Annotated in this window: 16 protein-coding genes, 1 tRNA gene and 1 pseudogene; 9 read left to right on the plus strand and 9 right to left on the minus strand. The window is 69.7% G+C overall.

What is annotated here, in order from left to right; genetic code table 11:
- The first annotated feature begins 191 nt into the window (after positions 1-191).
- Positions 192-1,151: an LLM class flavin-dependent oxidoreductase gene (locus tag UA75_RS05065; RefSeq protein ID WP_075739262.1), complete on the plus strand. Its 960-nt coding sequence runs from the start codon at positions 192-194 to the stop codon at positions 1,149-1,151.
- A gap of 506 nt (positions 1,152-1,657) precedes the next feature.
- Here UA75_RS05065 and UA75_RS05070 read toward each other — a convergent pair.
- The 3 genes from UA75_RS05070 to UA75_RS05080 form a co-directional block, all read right to left on the minus strand.
- Positions 1,658-2,824, minus strand: a complete 1,167-nt coding sequence (locus tag UA75_RS05070; RefSeq protein WP_075739263.1) for an FAD-dependent oxidoreductase — start codon at positions 2,822-2,824, stop codon at positions 1,658-1,660.
- 303 nt (positions 2,825-3,127) lie between these two features.
- Positions 3,128-4,186, minus strand: a complete 1,059-nt coding sequence (locus tag UA75_RS05075) for an SRPBCC domain-containing protein (RefSeq protein WP_075739264.1) — start codon at positions 4,184-4,186, stop codon at positions 3,128-3,130.
- Positions 4,187-4,250: 64 nt separating this feature from the next.
- The gene (locus UA75_RS05080; RefSeq protein ID WP_075739265.1) at positions 4,251-4,580 is read right to left on the minus strand and encodes an ArsR/SmtB family transcription factor; all 330 of its coding nucleotides are present in this window, start codon (positions 4,578-4,580) and stop codon (positions 4,251-4,253) included.
- A 478-nt stretch (positions 4,581-5,058) separates the two neighbouring features.
- Here UA75_RS05080 and UA75_RS05085 point away from each other — a divergent pair, with 478 nt between their 5' ends.
- Positions 5,059-5,817: a DedA family protein gene (locus UA75_RS05085; protein WP_075739266.1), complete on the plus strand. Its 759-nt coding sequence runs from the start codon at positions 5,059-5,061 to the stop codon at positions 5,815-5,817.
- 80 nt (positions 5,818-5,897) lie between these two features.
- Here UA75_RS05085 and UA75_RS05090 read toward each other — a convergent pair.
- A pseudogene (locus UA75_RS05090) lies at positions 5,898-6,107 on the minus strand (DNA-binding response regulator); the annotation flags it as partial.
- A 374-nt stretch (positions 6,108-6,481) separates the two neighbouring features.
- On the opposite strand from UA75_RS05090, the gene UA75_RS05095 reads away from it, so the two are divergent.
- Positions 6,482-8,434, plus strand: a complete 1,953-nt coding sequence (locus UA75_RS05095; RefSeq protein WP_075739268.1) for a choice-of-anchor I family protein — start codon at positions 6,482-6,484, stop codon at positions 8,432-8,434.
- Between the two features lie 258 nt (positions 8,435-8,692).
- Entirely contained in the window at positions 8,693-10,549 is a 1,857-nt protein-coding gene (locus tag UA75_RS05100) for a bifunctional metallophosphatase/5'-nucleotidase (RefSeq protein WP_318533286.1), read from the plus strand.
- A 436-nt stretch (positions 10,550-10,985) separates the two neighbouring features.
- On the opposite strand, the gene UA75_RS05105 is transcribed toward UA75_RS05100, so the two are convergent.
- A complete protein-coding gene (locus UA75_RS05105) occupies positions 10,986-13,586 on the minus strand; it encodes an ATP-dependent RNA helicase (RefSeq protein ID WP_075743429.1) in 2,601 nt (866 codons plus the stop codon).
- A gap of 349 nt (positions 13,587-13,935) precedes the next feature.
- Here UA75_RS05105 and UA75_RS05110 point away from each other — a divergent pair, with 349 nt between their 5' ends.
- The 3 genes from UA75_RS05110 (at position 13,936) to UA75_RS05120 (ending at position 16,632) form a co-directional block, all read left to right on the plus strand.
- Positions 13,936-15,309: an MFS transporter gene (locus tag UA75_RS05110; protein WP_075739270.1), complete on the plus strand. Its 1,374-nt coding sequence runs from the start codon at positions 13,936-13,938 to the stop codon at positions 15,307-15,309.
- 121 nt (positions 15,310-15,430) lie between these two features.
- Positions 15,431-16,360 carry a DsbA family protein gene (locus UA75_RS05115; protein ID WP_083682929.1) on the plus strand — a complete coding sequence of 310 codons (930 nt, stop codon included), beginning with the start codon at positions 15,431-15,433 and terminating at the stop codon, positions 16,358-16,360.
- Positions 16,361-16,556: 196 nt separating this feature from the next.
- Positions 16,557-16,632: transfer RNA gene (locus UA75_RS05120), tRNA-Ala, on the plus strand.
- A gap of 206 nt (positions 16,633-16,838) precedes the next feature.
- Here UA75_RS05120 and UA75_RS32545 read toward each other — a convergent pair.
- A complete protein-coding gene (locus UA75_RS32545; RefSeq protein ID WP_157434001.1) occupies positions 16,839-17,003 on the minus strand; it encodes a hypothetical protein in 165 nt (54 codons plus the stop codon).
- Positions 17,004-17,446: 443 nt separating this feature from the next.
- The gene (locus UA75_RS05130) at positions 17,447-18,259 is read right to left on the minus strand and encodes a TrmH family RNA methyltransferase (RefSeq protein WP_075739271.1); all 813 of its coding nucleotides are present in this window, start codon (positions 18,257-18,259) and stop codon (positions 17,447-17,449) included.
- Positions 18,260-18,496: 237 nt separating this feature from the next.
- Between UA75_RS05130 and UA75_RS05135 the strand changes: the two genes are divergently transcribed.
- Positions 18,497-19,306, plus strand: coding sequence for a TrmH family RNA methyltransferase (locus UA75_RS05135; protein ID WP_075743431.1), 810 nt, complete (start codon positions 18,497-18,499; stop codon positions 19,304-19,306).
- A 253-nt stretch (positions 19,307-19,559) separates the two neighbouring features.
- The gene (locus UA75_RS05140) at positions 19,560-19,814 is read left to right on the plus strand and encodes an acyl carrier protein (protein ID WP_083682935.1); all 255 of its coding nucleotides are present in this window, start codon (positions 19,560-19,562) and stop codon (positions 19,812-19,814) included.
- Here UA75_RS05140 and UA75_RS05145 read toward each other — a convergent pair.
- Together UA75_RS05145 and UA75_RS05150 are read right to left on the minus strand one after the other, a co-directional pair.
- Complete coding sequence (locus tag UA75_RS05145) at positions 19,800-21,566, minus strand: ABC transporter ATP-binding protein (protein WP_075739273.1); 1,767 nt, start codon at positions 21,564-21,566, stop codon at positions 19,800-19,802. The genes UA75_RS05140 and UA75_RS05145 overlap by 15 nt on opposite strands.
- A complete protein-coding gene (locus UA75_RS05150; RefSeq protein WP_198042930.1) occupies positions 21,563-23,416 on the minus strand; it encodes an ABC transporter transmembrane domain-containing protein in 1,854 nt (617 codons plus the stop codon). The genes UA75_RS05145 and UA75_RS05150 overlap by 4 nt, the downstream gene beginning before the upstream one ends.
- Positions 23,417-23,630: the final 214 nt, after the last annotated feature.

A 23,630-nucleotide genomic window follows, 5' to 3' on the forward strand; every position in this document is an offset into this window, starting at 1 on the left:
CGGGCCCGCCCGGAGCCCGCCGGAGGGTTCGCGCCGGTGAAGACCGAGAAGGCTCCGACCTTGATGAGGTCGGGGCCTTTCTTGTCGCCTGCCCGGCCGGGGCGGTCGACCGCGCCGAAGGCAGGCGGACGCATCTCGGTCGCCGCGCGTTCTGACCGCTCGGCGGGACCCGCCGCATCTAGGGTGAGATCATGAGTACGCGCCGCGCGAGCATCGGAATGTGTTTCGACCGGACCTTCGAACCGTCGAAGGTCACCGAGTTCGCCCGCAGGCTGGAGGCGGGCGGCGCGGACCAGCTCTGGGTGATCGAGGACTGCTTCTACACCGCCGGGATCAGCCTGGCCGCCTCCGCGCTGGCCGTCACCGAGCGGCTGACGGTGGGTATCGGCATCCTGCCCGCCGTCGCCCGCAACGCCGCGATCACCGCAATGGAGATCGCCACGCTCTGCCGACTGGCTCCCGATCGGGTGCTGCCCGGCATCGGCCACGGCGTGCAGTCCTGGATGCGCCAGATGGGCGTGCGACCCGCTTCCCCGCTGACCGCCTTGGAGGAGGTCCTCACCGCCGTGCGCAGGCTGCTGGCGGGGGAGGAGGTGACCGTCGACGGGCGCTATGTCCGGCTGGATCGCGTCGCCCTCGACCAGTCGCCCGCCACGCCGCCGCCGCTGCTGGCAGGCGTGCGCGGTCCGAAGTCCCTGGCGGTCGCCGGTCGAGCCGCAGGCGGGATAGTGCTCGCCGAACCCGCGAGCCCGTCCTATGTCCGCGCCGCGATCGAGCAGGCGGGGAGCCCGGTGGACTTCCACGTCGCCGCCTTCTCCTTCCTGTGCATCGAGCAGGACCGGACCACGGCCTACCGGCGGATGGCGCCGTGGCTGGCCTCGCAGCTGGCCGACCCCTCGCCGGGGCTCACGGTGCTGTCCTTCTTCCCTGACCTTCTCGACCTCTTCACCCGCGACGGCGTCGACGGGCTGGGCACGATGCCGCCGGAGTGGTGGCGGGAACTCGGCCCGGTCGGCACCTTCGAGGACGCGGTGGCCCATATCGAGGAGCTGGAGGACGCCGGAGTGCACAGCATCGGGTTGTTCCCCCCGGCGGACGTCGAGGCCGCCTCGGCCATGGTGGAAGACGTGCTGCGCCTAGCCGCGCGCTGATCCGGCGCATCCGGTCACTGCGGTCGCGCACCGTCCGGGCCGTTACGAGTTCGTCGGCCCGCCGACGCGCGCTCGCCTACGCCTCGGCGGCGATGCTCCGCAGCGGGCAGCGGGCAGCGGGCAGCGGGCAGCGGGCGGAACGGGTGGTCGGCTGTTCGGTGGTCCCCGGTTCCGGAGCAGGTCTCGGCGCAGGACTGTTCCCGAGGGTCAGTCGCGCAGTCCGGGCAGTCGTCGCGGCTCTGCGGCGGCGAGGAGTGCCTCGACCACCCGGTCTCGACCGAGGATGACGGCGATGTCGACGACGGCGAGCACGGACTACGCCGACGGATACCGCGCCGGGTCGGGCCCCGCGCGACTGTGCCTGCTGAGTTCGACGGTGTTCCCTGCCGGACTCCCTGTCCCGGCGCTGTCGTCTCGCCCGCCGTCGACGGTCGTCTCACCTCACCGTGGCTGCCGGGCCCCGGATCGATCGCCATGGCCGAGCCCGGGGCGCGGCCGGGGCCCGCTCAGCGCGGCTCTCGGGCGAGGCCCACGGCGGCCAGCGCGCCCTGCGCAGCGGTGACGGCGCTGTTCATCGCGATCTCGCCGCGCATCCCCGGTGCGGCCACCATGTCGCCCGCGAGGAAGACGTCGTCGCCCCGATCGATCGCCGGGCGGTCTCGCCAGGTCTGACCGGGCAGGTCGAGCGCGCCGGTGCGTCCCCTCGCGGTGGCGGTGCGTTTCCAGACCGTGCGCTCGCGCCAGTCCGGCAGCGCGAGATCGGCGAACGTCTCGAGTCGCCTGCGGGCCTCGGCCTTCGACTCCCCGACGCGCACCGGCATGTCGAGCTGGAACAGCGACTCGCCGGGCGGGGCGACCGTCGGGTCCTGCATCGAGTAGCTCTCGTGGAAGCCGCCCTCGTCCAGGTCGAAGACCACGAAGTGGTCGCGCCGCCGGTCCTCGCGCACCGCGAGGTCCAACATCTCGCAGTGCCCGCTCTCCCAGCGCAGTGACTCGTCGCCGAGCAGGACCCGCGCCGAGGCCAGCTCGGTGGCCACGATGGTCGGTCGAGCACCGACCTCGGTGACGCGCGAGTTCGACTCGATGTGGACGCCGAGTTCCCGCGCCCGTTCGGCGAGTCGGTCGACGACGGACTGCCAGCCGCCGACGACCCACCGCACGGCGGGCGGCTTGGGCGCGAACACGCGATGCAGCAGGCGCCAGACGAAGGCTGCCGACAGCCGCCCGGTGTGCGCGTCGTAGGTGACCACGCTGATGGCGTTCGCGGCGGCGAGCGCGGCCTGCTCGCCGTAGTGCTCGCTTGCCCAGCTGTGGAAGTCCCGATCCACCGGTGCGGGCCGCCGCCGATGCAGCACCATCCGCAGGAAGCCTGCGGGCAGCCGAAGGCGGATGCGCCCGCCGGAGCGGAAGCCCGAGTGCAGGAGCGCCCGCGCGCGGGGCCTGCCGAGCCTGCCGACCAGACCGCGCTCGGTGAGCCATGTCCAGTGTGGCCCGTCGGCGTAGAAGACGTGGGCTCCGTCGTGCGCCACGTACGGCTCGTCGGTGGCGCGGGCCCGGCCGCCCGGGCTCGCGTGCGCCTCGTGCAGCGTGACGGCGGCGCCCGCCTCCGCGCAGGTGATCGCCGCGATCAACCCGGCCAGCCCGCCCCCGACGACGGTGATCTCTCTCGTCATGCCCGACTCCTCTTCTCGTGGCTCGCGGTGACGGAATGGAGACGAGACGGGGCGCGAAGGTGTGACGGCCGGGCGATGCCGCGCGAGTCTTCGGCAGGTTCGGCGTCTGAGGCGGTGTGCCCCGAGCGCGCTTCCTGCGCAGTACCGGCACGTCCTGCCCGGCGGCCGGATCGGTGTCGAGGTCGCCGATGGTGTCGCTGCCCGTGGTGATCGGATCGACTGGATCGACGACGGTGACCGGCGGGCGAGCGACGTCGGTCGGGCTGGCGGCCGATCGCGCGGCGAGCGAGTCGCCGCAGGCCGTCAGCCCAGCCGCGCCTCGTACCGGCGTCGAAGCTCCTCGGTCCGCTCGAAGGGCCAGCACTGCGGCCTGCCGTGCAGCGTCCTGATCAGCACCTCCAGGTGGGTCTGCCAGGCGGCCAGCGCAACTGCTCGCGTACCGGCCAGCGTCGCAGGCACCGTCTGGACGATCTGGATGGCGCAGCCGAACTCGTGGGCGTGGAACTCCCACCGGACCAGGCCTGCGGCCGCTCCGTCGTGCTCCCAGCGGTACTCCAGGGTCCGGCCGGGTTCGACCGAGGTGATCGGGCCGGCAGGCACGAAGCCGTTGGTGAATTGCAGCGGGGGAGTCGCTCCGACGTCGGTGGAACCGGCCTGCACTCCGGCCCGTCCCGGCTCCTCGGCCCCGCTCTCGGAAGCCTCGTCGCGTGCGGAATCCGGCGTCGCATCGTCCTCGTCCGCAGGGTCGTCCGAGGTGAGCATCGCCCAGACGTCCTCGGCGGACTGGACGAGATCCCGCGCGATGCGCAGTCGGAATCCGTCGGAGGTCTCGTCGACCTCGCCTTCGGCGATGCCGAACGCCTCGGTGTACTGCTCGCTGCGGTCGAACCACTGGTCGTCGGCCACCCCGGTCGTGGCGGTCTGCGGGGGACGGCCGTCGAGCAGATCGACGAGCAGGTCCAGGCAGGCGACCCAGCCTGCGGCGTGTCGGGCGGCAGCGAGTCGGTCGCCCCAGCCGTCGGGGCCGGTGAAGGTGTGGCTGAAGTACAGGATGCATCCGTGCTCGGCCGGGACGAGTTCCCAGCGCAGCACCTCCTGCCCCCAGCGGAAGACGAAGACCTTCGGCGGATCGATCTCGAGGATCTCGCCGTCGGTGTCGACGAACTCCCCGTCCTCGAAGACGAAGTGCATCTCAGCGCCCGCCCGCAGCTCGGTGCGCACGGTCGCCGGGAACCAGTGCGCCAGTTCGGCCGGGTCGGTGATGGCGCGCCACACCTTCTCCGGGGGGTGTGCCAGCTCGCGGCGCAACCGCAACTGCGGGTGGCCGTCGACGGTGTGCAGCGTCGGGTCGGTCGGGTTCATCGTGTCCTCCTCGGGGATCGCCGGGCCGGGTGGTGCGGTTGGTGATGGGGCCCGTCGGTCTGGGTCAGGCCGACGGCGCGGCGGGCTCGTCGGGCATCTCGTCGAGTCGTCGTTCGAGCGCGTCGAGTCGCTGGTTCCAGAACCTCCGATACGGCGCCAGCCAGGTGTCGATCTCCGCCAGCGGCTCGGGACACAGCCGATACCACCGGCGTTGAGCATCGTGACGGACCTCGACCAGCCCCGCCTCCCGCAGCACCCTGAGGTGCTTGGAGACGGCAGGTTGGCTGAGGGCGAGGCGGGTGACGAGATCGCCGACCGGGCGTTCACCTGCCCGGAGGATGTCCAGGATCTCCCTCCTGCGCGGCTCGGCGAGCACTTCGAAGGTAGTTGCCATGACGGTAATATACCTCGAGAGGCATATTGGGCCGACGAGTGCTCCGTCCCGTCGTCTGCCGGGCGATGCCCGATCCCGGCGGCCGCCACGCCTGGAGTCCTGCCGCAGTCGGGGCGCGGGCGTCGCGGCGGAGGCTGCCCGTGCAACTGCGGGCGCCCATCGGGCGGAGTCTCATCGAATTTCCGATGCGCCGATCGACTCAAGGCGCCACTTCCGTCGGTTCGGCACTCGGCCTCGTTACTCGCCAGTCAGGCCGCGATGCCGCGCGAATTTCTCGGATGCACACAGCGGCCGAGTTCGCCGAGTGAAATCCGTGTTCAGCGACGACCGGGTGTCCGAATCACCCTGTGTGCCCGCGTATTGTGGGAAACCGCAGGGCTGGCGCTGCGGTGTGGTCGGCGGCAATACGATGGTGGCCCTTATGTTTCTCAGCCGGTGGTTCTCCTAGCGTTTCCAGCATGAATCAAGGGAGTCATGCATGAATCTCATTCACCTGGCGGCGGAGTCTGCATCAGAGCCGCCGGGAGGGCTCGCAGGCTGGGCCATCGGCCTGATGGAGGCGTTGGGCGGCCCCGGCGCCGGACTGGCCATCGCCCTGGAGAACCTCTTCCCGCCGCTGCCGAGTGAGGTGATCCTTCCGCTGGCGGGCTTCACCGCGAGCCAGGGCAACATGAGCCTGGCGGGCGCGCTCATCTGGACCACGGTCGGCTCCGTCGTGGGTGCGATCGTCCTCTACTACGTCGGCGCACTGCTCGGCCGCGACCGCACCAGAGCCATCGCCGCCAAGCTGCCGTTGGTCAAGACGGAGGACATCGACAAGACCGAGGCCTGGTTCATCAAGCACGGCGTCAAGGCCGTGTTCTTCGGACGGATGATCCCGATCTTCCGCAGCTTCATCTCGATACCCGCGGGCGTCGAGCGAATGTCCATCGCGACGTTCATCCTCTTCACCACGCTGGGCAGCCTGATCTGGAACACGATCTTCGTGGTGGCCGGTTATCAGCTGGGAGAGAACTGGCACATCGTCGACGAGTACGCGGGCGTGTTCTCCCGAGCCGTCCTCATCGCCGTGGTCGTGGCCGTCGTCGCGTTCGTGGTGCTGCGCATCATGAAGAACCGCAGACTGAAGGCGCAGGGCATCGATCCGGCCGCCGAGCCGCCCGCCGACCCGGAGCGGACACAGATCATCACCGGCGACGACAGCACTCAGGTGATCGAGCGCTATCGCGACAACTGATCTCTCCACCGATCGGGCCCGTCCCCCCGTCGCGGAGGCGGGCCCGACTGCCCTCCGGCGGCTCGGGAGACCGGCAATGGTCAGGACTCCAGATAGCGCAGGATCGCGAGCACTCGTCGGTGGTAGCCCACGGCCTCGGACAGGCCGGGTCTGTCGAAGACCGCGTTGACGTGCTTCTCCACCGTGCTCCGCGAGACGTGCAGCCTGCGCACCACCTCGGGGTCCAACGCGGTGCCGCCCGCACCGACCTGAGCCAGCGCGTCGAGGAAGTCGTCGTGGTCCGCACGACGAGGCACGGTAGTTCAGCCGACGTAGGCAGAACCCGAGACCACTCGATTCGCCGGGGACAGTGCCTGCTCGTCTGCCGGGCGGCCGTACAGCGACGGGTGTGGTGGGGGACGGGTGCGGCGGGGCCGGCGTCGGGCCGACTACTGGTGTCTGTGGGGTCGGGCGCGGGCGCCTGGTGTCTCGGCTGGGCCTGCTGCGGGCGGCCGTGCTCTTCGCGCGTCGAGACGGGGCCGTCGCGGTCCGTCGCCGTCGTCGGTGCTGATCACCGCTGTTCACCTGGGTGACGGGCAGGCCACCCCGATGGGACATGTGTGTTCCACGTGAGCCTCATGTGGCTGCACTGTGATGGGCGGGCCCATCGAACCTGGAGTCCTTGATGCGACGTCTCTCCGTCGCGGCGCTGGCCGCGACGACCCTCGCGGTGCTCGCCGCCGCGCCCGTTCTCGCGCAGCCCGTTCAGCCCGACGTCCACGGGCCTGGACCGTTGTCCCTGTCCGTCCTCGGCAGCTACGCGAGCGGCGTGTTCGACGCCAGCGCGGCCGAGATCGTCGCCCATGACCCTCGGCTGCAACAGCTCTTCGTGGTCAACGCGGCCGAGGCCCGGATCGACGTGCTCGACATCGCCGATCCGACGGCGCCCGACCTCGTGTCGAGCCTGGAGACCGTCGGCGTCCCCACCTCGGACGGGTCCACGGTCGTCGACGGCGCCGTGGTGAACTCGGTCGACGTCCGGGCGGACGGACTCGTCGCCGTCGCGGTGGAAGCAGATCCGAAGACCGACCCCGGCTGGGTCGTGTTCTACTCCGACGGCGAGCCGCGCGGCGCGCTGCGAGTGGGATCGCTGCCCGACATGCTCGCCTTCACTCCGGACGGCGCCGCCCTGCTCGTCGCCAACGAGGGCGAGCCCGCCGAGGACTACGCGGTCGATCCCGAGGGCTCGGTGTCGATCATCGACGTGTCCGGAGACCTCGCCGACCTGACCCAGGACGACGTGCGCACCGCCGACTTCCGGGCCTGGGACCCCGACGGCGGCCGGGAGCTGCCCGCCGACGTCCGGGTGTACGGGCCGACGACCGATCCGCAGCGCCGGGTCTCGGAGAACCTCGAGCCGGAGTATCTCGCCGTCGACGCGACGGGCACCACCGCGTACGCGGTGCTTCAGGAGGCCAACGCGATCGCCGTGGTCGACATCGCGGGCGCCGAGATCACCGACATCCTGCCGCTGGGCGTCAAGGACCACTCGCTGCCCGGCGCCGAACTCGACGTCTCCAACCGCGACGACGCGATCAACATCGCGTCCTGGCCGGTCAAGGGCATGTACCAGCCCGACGGGATGGCCGCCTACGAGGCGGCCGGGGCGACCTACCTCGTCACGGCCAACGAGGGCGACTCGCGGGACTGGGCGGGGTACGGCGAGGAGTACCGCATCGCGGATCTGGTCACCGATGTCGCGCCACTGTGCGAGGACGCCTTCGCCGACTTCCCCGGCGGCCCCGCGGAACTCGTCGCCGAGGAGAACCTCGGCAGGCTCAACGTCACCGCCGCGAACGGACTGCGGGAGGGCGACGAGCCCTGCTACGAGGAGCTGCACTCCTTCGGCGGCCGGTCCTTCTCGATCTGGTCGACCGAGGGTGAACAGGTCTTCGACTCCGGCGCCGACTTCGAACGCATCACCGCCGAGCTGTACCCGGAGATGTTCAACAGCAACCACACGGAGAACACCTTCGACAACCGCAGCGACGACAAGGGCCCCGAACCGGAGGGCGTGACGACCGGCCGCATCGACGACCGCACCTACGCCTTTATCGGTCTGGAGCGCATCGGCGGCGTGATGGTCTACGACGTCACCGAGCCTGCGGCGCCCGAGTTCGTGCAGTACGTGAACAATCGGGACTTCACCGTCGACCCCGAATCGGCGGACTGGCAGCGGGCGGGCGACCTCGGAGCCGAAGGACTCACCTTCATCGCCGCCGAGGACAGCCCGCTGCCGGACACGCCGCTGCTGGCGGTCGCCAACGAGGTGTCCGGCACCACCACGCTCTTTCGTATCGACGGCGGCGACGGCTCCGGCGAGCCGGGCGAGCCGACGGAGAGCAGCTCGCCGGAGCCGACGCGGCCGCCCGCCGAGTCCGGTTCCGCGAGCCCGGACTCCACGGCGCCCACGGGGGCCGACGGCGGTTCAGGCGGCGGTTCGGACGGCGAGGCCTCGGCACCCGAGGACCTGGCCGACACCGGCATCGACGGGATGGGGCTGCTGTTCTCGGGGCTGGTCCTGCTCGGTGCGGGAACGGGGCTGTGGCTGCTGGGCCGCCGACGGAATGCCGCCTGACTCGCCGACTGCGGTGAACGAGACGCTCGCCGTCGGGTCCGCCGCCACGGAAAGGGGGACGCGCGTGATCGGGTCCGACGCTCGGTGCGGTCCCCGCCACGGACCGAGTGGATTCTCTGGAGTTCCTCGGCGTCGTGGTTCAGTATTCGACCTGACACCGTCTTCACCCTCGACCGTGTCTCGCGGCCGGTGTCCTCGCCCTCGTCTGTTGGCGAGTGACGTCGGGCCGCCGCCGAATGAAGATCATGAAGGAGTGCTGTGCACGCCCCAAGCCCTGTTCGCAAGCGCGCCGGTAGAGCCCTGCTCACCGCATCGCTGGCCACGCTGATGATGGCGGGTCTCGCGGCCCCGGCCGGTGCAGACTGGTGGGGCGACCGCCCCGCGTACACCCTCACCGTCCTGTTCATCAACGACGGCGAGTCCCAACTCCTCGGGGTGGACGCCGACATCGACGGCGACGGGGCGATCAGCCCCGACGAGGAGCGGGCCTTCGGCGGTGTCGCCAGGACCACCACGTTGATGAACCAGCTTCGTCGGGACGCCGTCACCGGCAGGCCGGACGCTGGAACGGCCTTCCATCGGGGCGCGCTCGTCGTCTCCGGCGGCGACAACTACCTGCCCGGCCCCGAGTTCGCCGCCAGCATCGACAAGGGCGCGCCCTACTACGACGCCCTGGCGTTCAAGGCGATGCGCTTCGACGCCACCGCCATCGGCAATCACGAGTTCGACTTCGGCCCCGAGGTCCTGGCCGACTTCATGAGCAGCTTCCGGGGCGGCACCAAGTTCGTCGGCTCCAACCTCGACGTCTCCGGCGAGCCCTCGCTCACCGGCTACACCCGCAACGGCACGCTCGTGACCAGTCACGTCTCCTGGCAGGCAGGCAAGCCGATTGGGATCATCGGCCTCACCACTCCTGAGCTGCCTGCGCTGTCCAGCCCGCGCGACGTCGAGGTGCAGGACGACCTCGCAGGCATCGCCAACGGACTCGCCGAGGGCTTCCAACGGCGCGGGGTCAATCAGGTCGTGCTGCTCTCACACCTGCAGGACATCGACAACGAACTGGCCCTGGCACCCGAACTGTCCGGCGTGGACGTGATCGTCGGCGCGGGCGGCGGCGAGATCCTCGCCGATCCGGAGGACGAGCTGATCCCCGGTGACGTGGCCGAGCGCGGCTTCCCCATCGTGGCCCAGGATCGCGACGGCCGGGACGTGCCGGTGGTGACCACCACGGGCAACTACAAGTACATCGGTCGGGTGGTGCTCAACTTCGACTGGCGCGGCAACCTGCTCGGCTACGACGACGCCAAGACCCAGCCGGTTCGCGTGTCCGGCGTCGGCGACGACGCGGTCCGGCCCGACCGCCAGGTGCAGCGCACCGTGGAGGAGCCGGTCGAGGAGTACATCGCCGGGCTCGCCGAGACCGTCGTCGCGCAGAGCGAGGTCCCGCTCGACGGCGTCCGCGATGCCGTGCGCAGCCGCGAGACCAACCTGGGCAATCTGCTCGCCGACGCCATGGTGTGGTCGGCGAGCGGCCAGGCCGAGGAGTTCGGCGTGCCGGTCCCGCAGGTCGGCATCCAGAACGGCGGTGGAATCCGCAACGACTCCACCATCCCAGCGGGCGCGATCACCGAGCTGAACACCTACGACGTCGCGCCGTTCGCGAACTTCGTGTCCGTGCTGCCTGCGGTCCCCAGGGACACCCTGCGGCAGCTTCTGGAGCGGGGCGTCTCCGGAGCTCCCGGTGCGGCAGGACAGTTCATCCAGGTCGCGGGCCTGCGGTTCGAGTACGACGTGACCGCCGTCGCGCAGGAGATCGACGCGAACACCGGCGAGATCCTCACACCGGGGGAGCGGGTCCGCAGTGTCGTCCTGGACGACGGAACCGTGCTGGTCGCCGACGGCGAGGTCGTCGAGGGCGACCCGATCGCGGTCGCATCCAACGACTTCTCGGCGCGGGGCGGCGACGGCTATCCGCTGGGCGGCCTGGACTTCACCCCGGTCGGCAAGACGTACCAGCAGGCGCTCAACGAGTACCTCCAGGACGGACTGTCCGGCGTGATCAGCGCCGAGCAGTACCCGGTGGGCGGCGAGGGCCGCATCACCGCGATCGGCTGACTTATCCGACGCGGCACGACGGCCGGGGCCCTGCTGGGGTCCCGGCCGTTCGTGTTCTGCGGCCGTCGGCGGGTCGGCGGGAGCCGGGTCGGCGGCAGTCGGTCGCAGGCAGGCGCCCTTCGACCGGCACCGGCTCCTCGGCTATCCGCCTCGGGACGTCAGCGGGCGCGCTGCGGCCGCCCGGCAGTTCACTGCCGAGCCGGGCGGGTGAGCCGCGCCGATGATCGGCGGTCCTCTCCTGGTCCCGGCCGTCTCTCGGGGGACGGCCGGGATCGGTCCGTGTCCAGCGGCGTCGTGGCCCGGCGTCGTTCGCGAGCTGATCGGACGGCAGCCGAGTCGACGCGCGGCGGGCCGACGGGTTCGACGGGTCGTGCTCGGCCCGGCCCGAACCGCCGGTCTCGGCAGGCAGCGGCTCAGGACTGCGGACCGAGTCGCCTCAGCGCGGTCGCAGCCTGCGGGTCGGCGTGGCCGTGGTGGGGTCCTCCGGCCAGGGATGCCGGGGATAGCGCCCGCGCAGTTCCGATCGAACCTGTGGATATCCGGTGCTCCAGAACGACGCGAGGTCGTCGGTGACGGCGGCGGGCCTGCCTGCGGGCGACAGCAGGTGCAACAGCACCGGCACCCGGCCGCCCGCGACCCTGGGCGTCTGAGACCAGCCGAAGGCCTCCTGCACCTTCACCGGCAGCACCGGCCGTTCGCTGCGGTAGTCGATGCGGACCTTGGAGCCAGACGGCACCTCGATGCGCTCGGGCGCCAGCTCGTCCAGCCTGCCCGCGACCTCCCACGGGATGATCCTGCGCAGGGCCTGCCCGGCGTCGACGCGGGCCAGATCGGCTCGGCGGCGGACTCGGGTCAACGCGGGGCCGAGCCAGTCGTCCAGGGTCGACGACAGCGCCTCGTCGCTCATCGCGGGCCACGGCTCGCCCAGGGCGTGATGCAGGAACGCCAGCCGATCACGCAGCGCCGTCGCGGCGGGCTCCCAGCGCAGCAGGCCCAGCCCCTCCTTCCGCAGCCCGGTGAGCACCGCCGCCCGCACCGCCGTCGGGTCGGGGTCGGTGAGATCCCGCTCCGTCAGCACGATCGCGCCCAGCCGCCGCACCCGCCGGGCCCGCACCTCGCCGTCCACCCAGCCGACCTCGTCGGCCTCGGCCAGCAGCGCGGGTGCGGCGGCCGTGGCCAGGTCGACGTCGGCGCGGGCGGCGAGCCGGACGGTGGCGTGCGGTTGTCCCGGCGATCGGTCGGCGACCGCGACGGCGAGCCAGGCGGCACCGGTCAGCGCACTGCCCGAGGGCAGGTCGACCGCAGTGCCGCCTGCCATCAGATAGGTGGAGCCCGCCGCGCCGCGTCGTCGCGCCAGCCGTTCGGGGAAGGCCAGCCCCACCACGAGCGCGGCGGCCTCCGCCTGCGCGGCGCCGGACGACGAGCCTGCGCCCGACCGGGTGCGGTCCGCCCCGCCGGGATTCCGGTCGGCGGGGGACGAGACGTCCGACTCCGGCCTGCCCGCCGTCGGTCGTCCGGCGGCCGTACCCGGTCCGGTCGCCCTGCCCCGCGAACGCAGGCCAGGCGGCACGGCGTCGGCGACGAGCCGAGCCAGCCTGCTCGTCTCGCGTCGCAGCCGGGCCGAGCCGCCCTCCGCCGTGCGGGAGAGCCGCCAGGCGTCGAGCAGATCCGAGGTGCCCCCGGGCTCCTCGTCGAGCAGCGCGACGATCTCGGCTGCGGTGTCGGTGCCGAGCCGAGCCGCACCGTCCCAGAGCGCCCGCGCCAGCCGAGGATGCAGACCGAGCCCGGCGAATCGGGTGCCGCGAGCGGTCACCGTCCCGCTCGCGTCGAGGGCGCCGATCGCGGTCAACACGTCGCGGCCCGCCGCCAGCGGGCCCGACGGCGGAGCGTCCCACCACCGCAGGGCGGCGCCGTCCGGGGTGCCCCAGCAGGCGAGTTCCAGGGCCAGCCTGGTGAGGTCGGCCGTGCGGATCTCGGGCTCCGGGTGGCGCGGCAGGGTCGAGTGCTCATGCTCCGGCCAGCAGCGATACACCCGGCCGGGGCCCTGCCTGCCCGCGCGGCCCGCACGCTGATCGGCGACGGCCGCCGAGACCCGGCCGGTGACCAGGCCGGACAGGCCGCGCCGATGATCGGTTCGCGACGTCCTGGCCAGCCCGGAGTCGACCACCACCCGGACGCCCGGCACCGTGAGACTCGACTCGGCCACGGCGGTGGCCAGCACCACCCGGCGTCGAGGACCCGTCCGCAGGGCATGGTCCTGGCGCTCGGTGCTCAGCCTGCCGTGCAGCGGTAGTACGTCGACGTCGCCGAGGCCGCCGAGGAGCGCGGTCACTCGGCGGATCTCGCCCGCGCCGGGGAGGAAGACCAGCAGGTCACCGGTGTTCTCGGCCAGCGCGGTGCGCACCGCCCTCGCCACGGTGTTCTCGACCCGTTCGCGGCGGACCGGCGCGACATAGGAGGTCTGCACGGGGAAGGTTCGGGTGGTCGCGTGGATCACCGGGGCGTCGTCGAGCAGGCGGGCCAGCCGGTCGGTGTCGACGGTGGCGGAGGCGGCGAGCAGTCGCAGATCCGGGCGCAGCCCGGCGCGGGCGTCCAGCAGCAGCGCCAGGGCCAGATCGGCGTCCAGATGCCGCTCGTGGCATTCGTCGAGCAGCACGACGTCGACACCGGGCAGCTCCGGATCGGACTGGAGCCTGCGCACCAGTAGACCGCTGGTCACGACCTCGACGCGGGTCGCGGCGGAGCGACGTCGATCACCGCGCACGGCGTAGCCCACCGTCTCGCCGACGGCGTCCCCGCACAGCTCGGCCATCCGCGCGGCGGCCGCCCGTGTGGCCAGCCGCCTCGGTTCGGCGACGAGGACCCGGAGCCCGGCCGAGGCGAGCGCGAGCGGCACCAGCGTGGTCTTCCCGGTGCCTGGCGGCGCGCTGAGCACCGCGACGCCTCGATCGGCGAGCGCGGCGGTCACCGTGTCGAGCACGTCCCGAATGGGCAGCGCGGGCAGCTCGGCGGGGAGCACGCCGCCTCCTGGTCTCATGCCGACCACGGTAGGCGGCCGTGGCCGTGCTCCGACCGCGTGCGGCCCGTGACCGGGGCGACCGGGGTCCGAACCGGTGCGCGGGCGGCCTGGGGTGTCGGCGCGATGGCCTTGCTCGACCCGGTCACCTGGGAAGACGGGCCGATCCGGCGCCGAGCCCGCATCCGGCGTGCTGGCATCGCCCCCGCCGTGAGGGTGCGGACCGTCGACGGCGTCCGACCTCGTCAGGCCGACGATCACCGGGGTGGACCGGCCGCCGCTGCTCGTGCACGGTCGTACATGAATCAATTTCCAATCAAGGGCCGGCACCGGTATTCTTAGCCCTGCTAAAAAGCTAAGGAGGAAACAGGTGCCATCGGCGGCCGGGACGGATCAGCAGACGACCAACCAGCCGAACCGAAGCCCCGGCACTCGTGATCGATTTCCCGTCGAGATCTGGATCCTCGTCGCCTGCGGCTTCATCATCGCGGTCGGGTTCGGCATCCTCGCCCCCGCACTGCCCACCTTCGCGGCAAGCTTCGACGTCGGCGTCACGGCGGTCTCCCTCACCATCAGCGCCTTCGCCTTCATGCGACTGCTGTTCGCCCCGGCGAGTGGCAAGCTGGTCACCCGGTGGGGTGAACGGCGGATCTACTTCTGGGGCCTGGTCATCGTCGCGGTCGCGACCGGCGTCTGCGGTTTCGCGACCGAGTACTGGCAGCTGCTGCTCTTCCGCTCACTCGGCGGCATCGGCTCGACCATGTTCACCGTGTCCGGCGTCGCGATGCTCATCCGGCTCTCGCCGCCCGCGATGCGCGGCAGGGCCTCTGGGCTCTGGGCGACGTCCTTCCTGCTCGGCAACATCACCGGGCCGCTGATCGGAGGCGGGCTGGTCGAGGTCTCGATCCGGCTCCCGTTCCTGGTCTACGGGGTGACCGTGCTGGTGGCGGCCTTCGTGTCGCTGATCTTCCTGCGGAACTCCAGCCTGGCCGACCGGGAGACCCAGGACGAGACGGCCGAGCCGCTGCGGATCAGGGACGCGCTGCGGCACCCCACCTATCGCGCGGCGCTGGCGTCGAACTTCGGCAACGGCTGGGCCGTGTTCGGCGTGCGGATCTCGCTCATCCCGCTGTTCGTGGTCGAGGTGCTGCGTACCGGGGAGAGCATGGCGGGCTTCTCCCTCGCCGTCTTCGCGGCAGGCAACGCGGCTGCGCTGCTCTTCGCAGGCAGGCTCGCCGACCGGATCGGCCGCAAGCCCCTGGCGCTGGCCGGGCTGCTCGTGTCGGGCGGCGGCACGATCTGGCTGGGCTTCACCGGCTCCGTGGAACTGTTCCTGGCGGCCTCGCTGGTCGCGGGCATCGGCTCCGGCATGCTCAGTCCGCCGCAGAGCGCCGTGGTCGCCGACATCATCGGCAACCGGGGCAAGGGCGGCCCCGTGCTCGCGGGCTTCCAGATGTCCGCCGACGTCGGCGCGATCATCGGACCGCTGGTGGCGGGTGTGCTCGCCGACACCGTCTCCTACGGCGCCGCGTTCGGCGTGACCGGGCTCATCACGTTGCTCGCCGTGATTTTCTGGGTTCCCGCCCCGGAGACGCTGCCGAAGCCCGCCGAGGCAGCCGACGTCGACCCGACGACACCGGGGACGGCCACTGAGCTGGCCCCCGAGTCGGGCGCGCTGTTCGAGGCTCCGGAACCGCCCACCGGCGAGCGGGTCGGCGGCAAGCCGGGCCAGCCGGACGCCTGACCACACACCGTGACATCGGGCAGGCCGGGGCCTTCCCTGAACGAGAATCGGACGTGGCGCCTTAAGCTTGCTTTCAGTTTGTCTGAGTACGCTCGCGATTCTGTCCGGACCATCACCCGGCGTGATCGACGCCCGTCGCGACGACGAGGCCTCGTCGATTCAGGCTCGGTCGAGCGGCGCGGGGTTCCCGCCCGCGACGATCCTCCGCACGGTGGGCGTGCCGGACCTCGCAGCAGGTTGCAGGAAGGACGTGAACGTGGGCGGCGCGGAGCGCAGTGCTCGGAAGTACCGACAGCAGCAGACCCAGGCGGCGGCGGCCAAGGCGATGAAGTCCGCCAAGGGCGGGGGCGGCAAGAACACCGTCGTGATCGGCGTCGTGGTGGTGGTCGTCGTGGCCATCGCGGTCATCGGCGGCGTGCTGCTCACCCAGGATCGGGAGGAACAGCAGGCGGCCGACACGATCTCGGCCGTGCGGCTGGGCGACCATCCCGTTGCGCGGGAGGGCGGCTCGGTGCTGGTCGGCCAGGAGGACGCCGGCGTCACCATCGATATCTACGAGGACTTCCTCTGTCCGGGCTGCGCCCAGTTCGAGGAGGTCTACGGCGAAGAGATCGACGAGGCGTTGTCCGAGGGCACGGTGCAGATCAATTACCACATGCTCCCCATGCTCAACGAGTCCAACTCGGCACCGGGATACTCGATGCGCTCGGCGAACGCAGCCCTCTGCGCCGCAGACCAGGACGTCTTCGTCGACTTCCACGCCAGCCTGTTCGCGGCGCAGCCCGCCAGCGGCTCCACGGTGTGGAACGCCGATCAGCTGATCGACCTCGGCGAGGAGCTGGGCGTCGACGACCCGGCCTTCGCGACCTGCGTGCGCGACGGCGAGCACAACGCCCTGGTCGCCGACGAGCTGATCACGGCGGACGCGACCGAGCACCTGCAGAACGAGGAGGGCCGCTTCCACGGGACGCCGCTCATCGCGGTCGGCCGGGAGCGCTTCGACTACGCCGATTCGCAGTGGCTCGAGAACGCCATCGCCACCGGGAGCTGATCTGACCGCCCGGCCCGCGCGCCGAGGCAGAGCTTGATCGACGACGGGGCGCCCGCCACCTGGCGGGCGCCCCGTCTGTGCAGGTCAGAGTGTCGGAAGTGCCGAATCGATCGCGGGGTACCCCCGATTTCCATCCCGGTGTCGGGATGTTGTACTGTATGCATCGCACGGCACGGGGAAGCCCGAAAGCCGCTGCGGGGCTGTGGCGCAGCTGGTAGCGCATCACACTGGCAGTGTGAGGGTCAGGGGTTCGAGTCCCCTCAGCTCCACCATCACATAGCTTGACCGGGACGCCCGTTGACCTGCAAGGATGAGGTCGGCGGGCGGTCTTGTTTCTCCGCCCTGTGTGGACTGGCGCGTGCCGAGCCGGGCCGGTCATGGACGGAGCACCGGTGACAACGTGGCTCGAGGGCGAAGGCGGTGATTGGTCGGTGACTACATCGGCCGCGTGGCCCGGGAGTTTCTGACTGCGAGGCGATCAGGTCCGTCCGGCTCCGGACGGCCAGACCACACTCACGGGCAGGCCCCGTTGTTGGGCGGCGATGACGACGTCGGCGGTGCCGGCGATCGGCGGTTCGCTGTTGGCGGTCAGTTTTGAATGTCCGGTGACACCGATGCGCATCGTCGCGAGGGTTCCCTTCAACTCGTCGTCAGCTCCCTCACGGCCTGACGAACGTCGTGGACGGCCGGGACGTCATCGAGCAATCCTGCTGAACCACAACGACACCGCCCACCTCATCGGCTGACGATTGGTGTGACCACTAGCTCACCGAGGCGCCACCTTCAAGCTCACCCGAGAACAGAAGGGCCGCTTCGTGGCGCTGTGCTGGATCGGCCGGATCTTCAAGCGGATTCCCGAGCCGAAGCCGTCCTACGTCGCGGATTGAGATGACTTGCCGGACGAGCAGAAGGCGACGGGCATCGAGATCGTCGACCGCATCGAACAGGACGTGTAAGACCCTCGGCGGAGAGGGAAAGGCGCCGCCGGATCTCCTCGACCTCGTCGATGAGCGGCTCATCGACGAGGTCCTCGTGCCGTCCTCGGATCGTGGTCGGGCGTCCGCGATCCGGGCCAACTCCCATCGGTCACTCGGCAGAGCCGACCAGGTGACGTCTCGCCTCATACAGCAGCACGCCCGCAGCGACGGCCAGGTTGAGTGACTCAGCGGTGCCCACCATCGGGATTCGCACACAGTGATCACCGCGGTCGATGAGGTCTTCGGGGAGCCCGTCGCCCTCGCTGCCGAGCAGGATGGCGATCGGCGTGCGGTACTCGGTGGACCAGTGCTCGTCATCGGCCCGGCCGGAGGTGGTGACGACCTGCACGCCGTGCTCGCGGACCCAGTCGAAGAAGCCGTCGGCAGTCCGGACGTGTGCAACGTCGACCGCGAACAGCGATCCCATGCTCGCCTTCACCGCAGCGGGTGCGAACGGGTCGGTGCAGTCGCCGACCAGGATCACTCCTGCGCCGCCGACCGCGTCGACGGTGCGGATGATCGTCCCCAGGTTGCCGGGGTTCCCCACCTCGTGCAGGACGGCGAACACCGCACCCGGGGTGACTTCGAGTGTCTTCAGCTCGCTGGTCCGGCCCCGCACGATCGCGGCGAGCCCTGGCGGGCTGTCTCGGTCGGACAGCCGTTGGAACAGCTCCTTGCTGAGTCGTGCCACTCGCACGCCCCGCGCCTCCTGCTCGGCCACCATGGCACTCGCCGCCGACTCGCGGAGCAGGTCCGGGGCGACCAACAGGGTCTCGATCGGCCAGCCCGCTGCGACCGCCCGCCAGACAGGTTGGATGCCCTCGACGACGAAGGCGCCTTCACGCTGGCGACGCCGTCGGTCACCCAGCGCCCGTACCCGCTTGACCAGCTGATTCGACGCGCTGCTGATGATTTCGGTCATCTCCGGTCCGTTCCTTGCCATGATCCCTGTCTCGACACCGCACGGTATCTGTACGCGAGCTTCGTGCTGCTGGCGACCACACGGAAGGCGGGTGCCCGGCGCTCCGGAACCTGAGCGGGACGAACTGTCCGTGACCAGGCCTTAGCGTTCCCGGTGTCGGTTGGGAACTGCGCATTGGCGTTGCGGACGGTGCGTTACTATAAGTTCCGACACTGGTGGCGCGGCGATAAGGTAAGGGTGAAATTGCAACACATCGGAGCGCAGCATCCGCGGATTCGCCAACTCATATCGATTCAAAAGAATTCGGCACCGAATCCGCACAAACTCTTCGTCGCGGAAGGCCTGTGGGCGCATAACCTGCTGCTCAACAATGACGTGACGGTCGATGCGTTCTTCTGGTGCCCGGAAGCTGCTTACGGTGATGAGGCCCGCAAGCGTGCCGACGAGCTGATGAGTCGCGCCAATTCGGCGTACCAGATTTCCGCGAAGACGCTTGAGCGGATCTCCGAGCGGGACCGGCCGGACGGATTGATATCGCTTGCGGCCCTCCCGCGATATACGCCTGCGGACGTGCAGCTGCCGCCGAATGCGCTGGTGATCATCGCCGATGGCATGGAGATCCCCGGCAACCTCGGTACCCTCATCCGCACCTTCGACGCCTGTCGTGGTGATTGCCTGATACTGACGAACCGTCGCACTCGACTCACGCATCCGAAAGTGTTCCGGGCCAGCCAGGGGATGCTGCTGACGACGCCTATCATCGAGTTCGACCAGATCGAGGACGCCGTCGACTGGCTGCGCGAATGGGACGTCGAGGTGTACCTCAGCGATACCAGAGACTCGCGCAACTATCGGCAGTATGATTATGGGAAGGGTCGCACGGCGTTTGTTCTCGGCGCCGAGCGGTACGGGATACCGAAGGCGTGGAGCCAGCCCGACTTCAACCGGGTGTTTGTGCCGATGCTCGGCAATGCCGACTCGCTTAACGTCTCGGTCTCGGCGGCCGTCCTGTTGTATGAGGCAAGGGCGCAGAAAGAAGGCTGGTGACTTTCGGTTGCCCTGTGTGATCAACTGCCACGGTCGGACATGACGGTCGATCGTGGTGGATCACCTGCTGCGGACTCAATCATTGATCCCGAACCGCACCCCATCCCCTCCCGACACGCTATGGTTTGACGGTGTCGAGAGTCGGGAGTGGCTGGCCGAATGCGGGGTCGCTCCGGGCTACGGCTACATTCGTGACTGATGCCCCGCCCGGTGAGCGCCGGCGGCGGACGCGACGCGCAGGAGGTTGTCGACGATGGCAGTGTACGAAGGAGCAGTTGCCCAGGTGTGGGCCGACGTTATCGGGGTGGATGTCTCCGAGGTCGATACGGTCACCAGCTTCTTCGATGTCGGGGGAAATTCATTCCTGCTGATCAAGTTGGTCGACGAACTAAATTCGGTCCTGGGCATCGAGACGGACATCGTCGCATTGTTGGAATACTCGACGATCGAAGAGTTCGTCGCCCACTGCAACTCTCGGCTTGACCGTGCGGAGTCAGAGCCAGCTTGACCATAACCGGGCGTAGGCGCCGCCCTGGTCGAGAAGATCCTGATGGGAACCGACCTCGACGAGTCGTCCGTGCTCCATCACGGCGATCCGATCCGCGTCGTAAGCCGTGTGCAGACGGTGCGCGATCGCGATGACCGTGCGACCCGCAAGCACGGTCGCAAGCGCCCGCTCGAGACTTCGGGCCGAGCCCGGACTCAGCTGAGAGGTCGCTTCGTCGAGAATGACCACCGGCGGATCTGCCAACAACAGTCGGGCCAGGGCAAGCTGTTGCGCCTGGGCATCCGTGAGCGGCTCCCCGCTGGTGCCGACCGCAGTGTCCAACTTCTCCGGGAGGTCGGCGACCCAGCCGCTCGCGCCAACCGTCTCCAGCGCCGTCCACAGCGCGACGTCGTCGGGCTGTGGACGCACGTCCCGACCGGCCCGCGAGGTGGACATCTCGAGGTTGTCCCGGAGCGAGCCACCGAAGATGTACTGGTCCTGGGTCACCAGCATCACGTGCTGGCGCAGTTCGTGCAGCGGAATCTCGTGCAACGGCACGCCAGAGATGTGCACGGCGCCTGCACGTGGATGGTAGATCCCGGACAGCAGCCGGGCGAGCGTCGACTTGCCGCTTCCGGTCTGACCCACGATGGCGAGCCGCTCGCCGGGCCGCACCGTGAGGTCGATCCCGTGCAGCACGTCCGGCCCGTCTTCATAGCCGAACTGAACGGCGCTCGTGGACAGGTCGGCCGAAGAAATGGTGCGGTCCTGGCTCGTCGGTGCCGGCTTCGTCGTGGTGTCTGCGACGCCGAGCAGACGCGCCAGCGACACCTTTCCCTGCTGGAGCGTGGGCACCCAGTCAAGCAAGACCTCGAGGGGAACCATCGCCTGCAGGATGTACAGCGTCGCAGCGGTGACCTGGCCCAGGTCGACCCAGCCTTGGCCGTAGGCGTACCCGCCGAGCAGCAGGGCCAAGGTCAGCGGCGCGACGAAGAGGAACTCCTCGACCGGGTAGAGGACCGTCCGCAACCGCAGCGTCCTGCCGACGGCGCCGTACCAGGATCGGGTGTCCTGACCGGTGCGGCGCATCCGGTCGGCCTCCAGGCCGAATGCCTCGACGGTGCTCGCACCCGCAACGGTGGCTGACAGGCCTTCTGTGATGCGTGCCGAGGCTTCGGCTTCGCGGAGGTACGCGCCGTAACTGCGGGACAGGTACCACCGGTTGACGAGTACGAGAGGCGGCGCGATGACCAGCAGCGCGAACGCGAGCTGCCACGACACCAGCAGGATGGCACCGACACTGAGCACGATCCACACCACTGCTTCGGTGACCTGGGGTACCGCGAGCTGCATGGTTCGTCGCAACATGTCGACGTCCCGCGAAGCGCGCGTCACCAGATCGCCGTCGTCGGATCTCTCGACGTCGGCCAGGGGAAGCGCCAGCGCATCGTCGACGAACTTCTCCCGAATCTCGGCCAGGACCGTCGCGGCCAGTCTGCCCGCCGAACGGAAGGCGACACGGATCAGGAAGACCTGGATCAGAGTGAATCCGAGTAGGGCGCACGCGAGGACCGTCACGTGGCCGACCGTCGTGCCGTCGCGCACGGACTGAACCATGTCGCCCAGCAGTCTGGGCCCGACCAGACCGCTCGCTGCGGCCAACCCGTACTGCAGCAGAACCACGGCCAGATCCCGCTTGTGGCGACGCGCGAGCGTCCCCACGAAGCGGCGGATCGTCTTCTCGCCTGCTACGGGAAGCGTGCGCGCGCTCATCGGCCTGCCTCTAGTGCGTCGTTGCGCCTGACCAGATCCCGATATTCGGCATGGGTAGCCAGTAGTTCCTTGTGCGACCCCGTGGCCGTCACTCGACCGTCGACGACATAGGCGACGAGTCCGGCTTGCTGTAGCAACAACGGACTCACCGTGAACACGACCATGCTTCGGCTGTCCGGGAGAGCCTCGTGGTGCCTGGCCAGATTGGTTGCGATGGTGTGCTCCGTGTAGGCGTCGACGGCGTTGGTCGGTTCGACGAGCAAGGTGACGTCGGCGTCGGCCAGAATCGCGCGAGCCAGTCGCAGACGTTGTAGCTCGCCACCCGAGAACGTCCTGCCCCGGCCACGCATCTGCGTGTCGGAGCCGTTCGGCAGCGAATCGATGATGTCCGCTGCGCAGGAGACCTCGAGTGCGGCCGCGAGCTCTTCCGGAGTGGTGGTCTCCGACGGTGCGATCTCATGCTGGATGGTCCCGCCGAAGAACCGGTCGCTGTTGCGCGCCAGCAGCACCCGGGAACGCACGACAGCCAGCGGCAACGAAGCCAGCGGCTCGCCGTCCAACGTGACATCGCCGGAGTCGCCGAAGCGAGCCAGTCGTCGGGCGAGCGGGTCCGCTGTGGACGAGTCGGCGCACACGACTGCCAGCAACGTCGACGGCGGGACCTCCAGACCCGAGGTCCGATCGACCAGGTGTGCCGCGCCCTTGTTCTCGGCCGCCACCGTCGATCGCGCTCGGTCCGGTGCCTCGGTGTTCAGCAACGCCGTGACACGGCTGGCGGAGACCAACGCCCTGGTCACCTGTTTCGCGCCTTCCATGATGTCGTTGAGGGGGAGGGTGAGAAAGACTGCGAATGCGTAGAACGAAACCATCTGGCCGACCGTCACCTGCTGATCGAGCGCGAAGCGAGCCGCGGTGTAGGTGGCGATCGCGGCGATCAGGCCCGGCATGAGGACGCGCGCCCCGTCGAGATTCGCTTCGGCCTGCGCCACCTTGGTGTCCGCGACCCGCAACTGTGCGGAATCGGTGTGGAAAGCCGTCGAGAACTGCTTCTCCCCGCCGACCCCGCGCAGCACCCGCAGGCCTGCGGCGATGTCGACTGCTCGTGCCGACAACCGGCCTTGCTGAGACCGGTACTCGTCCTGATTCCGGTGCAGGGGACGCAAGAGAAGTCCGCTGAGCACGAGTAGCGCGGGAACCATGACCAGGACCATCAGCCCGAGCGGCACCGAGATCGTGAGCATGAAGATGGTGACCACGATGACGGCCACGATTGAGCCGAGGAACCGGCCTGCGTGTAGCAGCCCGTTGCCGATAGTGGTCACATCCGACGTCACCGTCGCGGTCAGGTTGCCGACATCCTGCCCTCGCGAGAGCGAGCCGCCGAGCTTGGTGACGTGCCGCGTGACCGCCTGCACGGTCAAGCCTGCGGACACGGTACGGCTGATGACGGTCTGTCGATAGAACGCGATTCCTGCGGCCGCTCTCACCACGCCGAGTAGTAGGATGACTCCGGACCAGTAGATCAGGGCGCCGCTGTCGCGGCCGGTGATGCCGAGGTCCAAGGCCTGGCCGAGGGCGACCGGAATGAATGCCTGGCTGGCATTCCACACTGCTGACGTCACCATTCCCCAGGCCGTGCTGGCCTTCTGACGCGAGACGAGCCAGAGGAGATATCTGGCTGCCGAGCGATGGTCGATTGCTTGCGCACCGAGCTCGGGGATGCGTCGCATGGCTGGAGGGGACTCCTCTATCGGCGTGTTGATCGTGCGGCAGCCTAGCGTCCGGCTACTTCGGTGGATAGGCCTGGCGGATGTCGGCGCGTGCGACGGGCCGCCCCGCTGTGCGCTCATCTCCCCGTCGGTCCGCCTGGTGTCGCTGACATCGTGGTGCCTGCGGGCTCCCATCCGTTTCACGCCGAGACGGCCTTGGCTGTTCGACCGACAGTAGATGAATCACGCCGAGACGGCCTTGGCTGTTCGACCGACAGCAGATGAAGAATGATCTTATATCGTGAGCTTTCGCAGTCTAGTGTGTTGACTCGCCGCCGGAGATGTTGTGACCTAG

The organism is Actinoalloteichus sp. GBA129-24 (assembly GCF_001941645.1).
In the GTDB taxonomy this organism is placed as follows: Bacteria; Actinomycetota; Actinomycetes; order Mycobacteriales; family Pseudonocardiaceae; genus Actinoalloteichus_A; species Actinoalloteichus_A fjordicus.